A 4590-nucleotide genomic window follows, 5' to 3' on the forward strand; every position below is an offset into this window, starting at 1 on the left:
CCCCCGCACGGGGTACGACACGGCCCGGTTCGTCCAGCCGTGGTGCCGACTCGGGTCAGCGGCGGGCGACGCCCTCCGCCCGCGCCGCCGCGGCCACCGCCGCGGTCACCGCGGGCGCGACCCGCTCGTCGAAGGGCGAGGGGATCACGTAGTCGGCCGAGAGCGCGTCACCGACGACGTCGGCGAGCGCGTCCGCCGCCGCGATCTTCATGCCCTCGGTGATCCGCGACGCCCGCACCTGGAGCGCGCCCGCGAAGATGCCCGGGAAGGCGAGGACGTTGTTGATCTGGTTCGGGTAGTCCGAACGGCCGGTGGCCACGACCGCCGCGTACTTGTGCGCGACGTCGGGGTGCACCTCCGGGTTCGGGTTGGCCATGGCGAAGACGAACGACCCCGGCGCCATGGACGCGACAGCGGCCTCCGGCACGGTGCCGCCGGAGACGCCGATGAAGACGTCCGCGCCGGCCAGCGCGTTCTCCAGTGAGCCCGAGAGGCCCGCGCGGTTGGTGAGCTCGGCGAGCTCACGCTTGACCGGCGTCAGGTCCTCGCGGTCACGGCTGACGATGCCCTTGCGGTCGGCGACCGCCACGTCGCCGAGACCTGCCTCCAGCAGGAACTTCGCGATCGCCACACCGGCCGCGCCCGCGCCGGAGATGACACCGCGCAGGTCGCCGAGCGTGCGCCCGGTCAGCTTGGCGGCGTTGCGCAGGGCGGCGAGGGTCACGACGGCGGTGCCGTGCTGGTCGTCGTGGAAGACGGGGATGTCGAGGCGCTCCTGGAGCTTGCGCTCGATCTCGAAGCACCGGGGTGCCGAGATGTCCTCGAGGTTCACTCCGCCGAACGAGGGCGCGAGACGCACGACGGTCTCGACGATCTCGTCGGCGTCGGTGGTGGCGAGGGCGATCGGGACCGCGTCCACGCCGCCGAACTGCTTGAAAAGGATCGCCTTCCCTTCCATGACCGGGAGGGATGCCTCCGGTCCGATGTCTCCGAGACCGAGCACCGCCGTTCCGTCCGTCACGACGGCGACGACCTGGGACTTCCAGGTGTAGTCGTGCACGAGCTCGGGCCGCTCCGCGATGGCGGTGCAGACCTTGGCGACGCCGGGTGTGTAAGCGAGGGACAGGTCGTCCTTGTTCCGCACCGGCACGGTGGCCTGGACGGCCATCTTGCCGCCGCGGTGCAGTGCGAACGCCGGATCGAAGGGCTCGTCGGCGCTCTCCGTGTCGGCGCTGTCGCTGCGAGGATTGACGATCTCCGCTGCCATGTGGTTGACCCCTTAGGTCTTCATCAGTTGAGGGTGGCCACTCCTGGTTGAGGAGGGGTGGGCGGGCACCGCGTCCGTTCCCTGCGCTAGGGCGGTTGGCCCGCCCCGGCAGGGGGAGGTACGTACGCGCGGGCGCGCCGCACACGCGCCCTGAGCCCCGGATGAGGGGTGTAAGGATCCTTCTTACCGGACGGACCACACCGCGGACGAGTCGATATGCGCTCGGTGACGCGGTTCATAGCCAGAAACCCGGACAAGCCCGCCAGGTGCAGCCGAACCCGCCCAGAAGGCAAGACGACCGAAGATCTTCCGGCCGGAAGAAGGCTTTCCAGCGAATGGTCCGGCCTTGATGTACCGGCCCGCCGGGGTTCGGGGGTGACCCGTTATCCGATTTTGACATGCGTGGCCCCCTGAATGGGCTCGTCCGAATGGCAAGATGCCGAAAACAGACAAGGTCGCGACACTCGAAGATGAGTGCAGTACGACCTGGTAACTCCACCCTCACCCGCCGGAGGACCCCGATCATGACCGCAAGCACCAAGCGCCGCACGACCGCCGCGAAGTCCCGCATAGCCGCGGTCAGCGCCATCGCGGTCGCCGGCGCCATGCTGCTGACCGCCTGTGGCGACCAGACGGACAGCGGCGCCAAGGAGGAGACCAAGGGGAACGCGTCGGCCGCGCCGCTGAACGACAAGCTCCCCCAGGAGATCCGCGACAAGGGCGTCATCAAGGTCGGATCCGACATCGCGTACGCCCCGATGGAGTTCATGGACGAGGGCAACAAGCCCGCGGGCGTGGACATCGACATCGCCAAGGCCCTCGGCAAGGTCCTCGGGGTCGAGTTCCAGTTCGAGAACTCCACCTTCGACCAGCTCGTCCTGGGCATGAACAACGGCCGCACCGACATCGTGATGTCGTCGATGACGGACACCAAGGAGCGCCAGCAGGGCGCGACCGAGGACGCCAAGGGCGGTGCCGACTTCGTCAACTACTTCAAGGCCGGCTCCGCGATCCTGGTCCAGAAGGGCAACCCCAAGAAGGTCAGCACGCTGGACGACCTGTGCGGCCTGACGGTCGCCGCCCAGCGCGGCACGGCCAACGAGGCGCTGCTCAAGGAGACGCAGAAGAAGTGCGGCTCCGACAAGATCAAGGAGTTCATCTCCGACCAGGACACCGACTCGATCACGCAGCTCCAGACCAAGCGTGCCGACGCGGTGATCACCGACTTCCCGGTCGCCCTCTACAACGAGCTGAACGCCGGCGGCGGCAACCTCTTCGAGGTCGTGGGCGAGCAGATCGACGCCGCGCCGTACGGCATCGCGGTGAGCAAGAAGAACACGCAGCTGCGTGACGCTCTTCAGGCGGCCGTCCAGCAGATCATCGACGACGGCTCGTACGGCGAGGTGCTGAAGGAGTGGAAGGCCGAGAGCGGCGCCATCGAGAAGGCAACGGTCAACGCCGGCAAGTGACGCCACTCGCCGCCACAACCTCCCTCATGTAAGGCAGCAACTCTGTGACTGACCCCCTCGACAAGGTGCCGGCCGACGTCCCCCCGGACGGCGGCCGGGACGCCTCCCCCCGCTACTCGGGGCCCATCAAGGCCGTTCCCGTGCGCCACTACGGGCGCTGGATCAGCGCCGTCGTGGTGCTCGGACTCCTCGCACTGCTGGTGCGGGCGTTCGCCGACGCCCAGATCCAGTGGAGCGTGGTCGGTGACCAGATCACCAACGGCACGTTCGCCTGGGGCGCCTGGGAGACCTTGAAGATCACCGTCTACTCGATGGTGATCGGTGTGGTCCTCGGCGCGATCCTCGCGGTGATGCGACTCTCGCCCAACCCGGTGCTCTCCTCGGTGGCCTGGGGCTACATCTGGTTCTTCCGCGGCACCCCGGTGCTGGTGCAGATCCTGCTGTGGTTCAACCTCTCGCTGGTCTTCCAGTACCTCGACCTCGGTTTCATCTACCGGGACGAGATGAACCAGGTCATGACGCCCTTTGTGGCGGCGCTGCTGGCGCTCGGCCTGAACGAGGCCGCGTACATGGCCGAGATCTGCCGGGCCGGAATCCAGTCGGTCGACGCGGGTCAGACGGAGGCGGCGCACGCGCTCGGCATGAAGGGCGGCAAGACGATGCGTCGCATCGTGCTGCCGCAGGCCATGCGGGTGATCATTCCGCCGACCGGCAACGAGTTCATCAACATGCTCAAGACCTCCTCGCTGGCGTTCGCCATCGGGTACGGCGAGCTGTTCCTGCGGGGCCGTGAATTCGGCTCCCGGACGCTCGCCATCATGGAGGGCTACATCGTGATCTCGCTCTGGTACCTGGCGCTGACGACCGTGTTCAGCATCGGCCAGTACTACCTGGAGCGGTATTACGCCCGCGGTTCGAGCCGTTCGCTGCCGCCCACGCCGCTCCAGCGGCTGCGCAAACAGCTGTCGTCGTTCCGTGTCCAGAGCAATGTCGGAGGCGTGAAGGTATGAGTTCCCAGTCGACGCAGCCGATGGTGAAGGCCGAGAACGTCCACAAGTCGTTCGGCCATGTGAAGGTCCTCAAGGGCATCGATCTCGAGGTCGCGCACCGTGAGGTGTTCTGCCTGGTCGGCCCGTCCGGATCCGGCAAATCCACCTTCCTGCGGTGCATCAACCACCTGGAGCAGATCAACGGCGGCCGGCTTTCGGTCGACGGGCGGCTGGTGGGCTACCGCGAGAAGGGCGACAAGCTCTACGAGCTGAAGGAGAAGGAGGTCGCGGCGCAGCGCAGGGACATCGGCATGGTCTTCCAGCGCTTCAACCTCTTCCCGCACATGACGGCCCTCGCGAACGTCATGGAGGCTCCGGTCCAGGTCAAGGGCGAGTCGAAGTCCGTGGCCCGCGAGCGTGCGCTGAAGCTGCTGGACCGGGTGGGACTGGCCGACAAGGCCAAGAACTACCCGACCCAGCTCTCCGGCGGCCAGCAGCAGCGCGTCGCGATCGCCCGTGCGCTCGCGATGGAGCCGAAGCTGATGCTCTTCGACGAGCCGACGTCGGCCCTCGACCCCGAGCTGGTGGGCGAGGTCCTCGACGTCATGCGCGGCCTCGCGGAGGACGGCATGACGATGATCGTCGTGACCCACGAGATGGGCTTCGCCCGTGAGGTCGGCGACGCGCTCGTCTTCATGGACGACGGCGTGGTCGTCGAGGCCGGCCACCCGCGTGACGTGCTCGGGAACCCGCAGCACGAGCGGACGAAGTCGTTCCTCTCGAAGGTGCTCTGACCTCGAAGGCGCTCTGATCTGCCGAAGGCGTTCCGAGCGGAGACGGCAAGGGGCGGTACGGACCGGTGGTC

General features: G+C 67.7%; 4 protein-coding genes. 3 read left to right on the plus strand and 1 reads right to left on the minus strand.

Translation table 11 applies throughout. The features are described 5' to 3' along the window. Positions 1-55: 55 nt before the first annotated feature. Positions 56-1267 (minus strand): NAD(P)-dependent malic enzyme, encoded by a 1212-nt coding sequence (locus ACWGH4_RS31705; RefSeq protein WP_356621366.1) that lies wholly within the window; start codon positions 1265-1267, stop codon positions 56-58. A gap of 524 nt (positions 1268-1791) precedes the next feature. Between ACWGH4_RS31705 and ACWGH4_RS31710 the strand changes: the two genes are divergently transcribed. The 3 genes from ACWGH4_RS31710 to ACWGH4_RS31720 are packed head-to-tail and all read left to right on the plus strand — an operon-like array spanning position 1792 to position 4519. Beyond that, a complete protein-coding gene (locus tag ACWGH4_RS31710) occupies positions 1792-2736 on the plus strand; it encodes an ABC transporter substrate-binding protein (RefSeq protein WP_453466959.1) in 945 nt (314 codons plus the stop codon). A 44-nt stretch (positions 2737-2780) separates the two neighbouring features. After that, positions 2781-3746, plus strand: a complete 966-nt coding sequence (locus ACWGH4_RS31715) for an amino acid ABC transporter permease (RefSeq protein WP_453466961.1) — start codon at positions 2781-2783, stop codon at positions 3744-3746. Then, entirely contained in the window at positions 3743-4519 is a 777-nt protein-coding gene (locus ACWGH4_RS31720) for an amino acid ABC transporter ATP-binding protein (protein ID WP_453466963.1), read from the plus strand. The genes ACWGH4_RS31715 and ACWGH4_RS31720 overlap by 4 nt, the downstream gene beginning before the upstream one ends. Positions 4520-4590: the final 71 nt, after the last annotated feature.

The organism is Streptomyces sp. NPDC054847 (assembly GCF_053610925.1).

Excerpts from the sequence above, each read along its gene's own strand:
- ACWGH4_RS31705 (WP_356621366.1), bottom strand. The coding sequence starts at position 1,267 with ATGGCAGCGGAGATCGTCAATCCTCGCAGCGACAGCGCCGACACGGAG.
- ACWGH4_RS31710 (WP_453466959.1), top strand. The coding sequence starts at position 1,792 with ATGACCGCAAGCACCAAGCGCCGCACGACCGCCGCGAAGTCCCGCATA.
- ACWGH4_RS31720 (WP_453466963.1), top strand. The coding sequence starts at position 3,743 with ATGAGTTCCCAGTCGACGCAGCCGATGGTGAAGGCCGAGAACGTCCAC.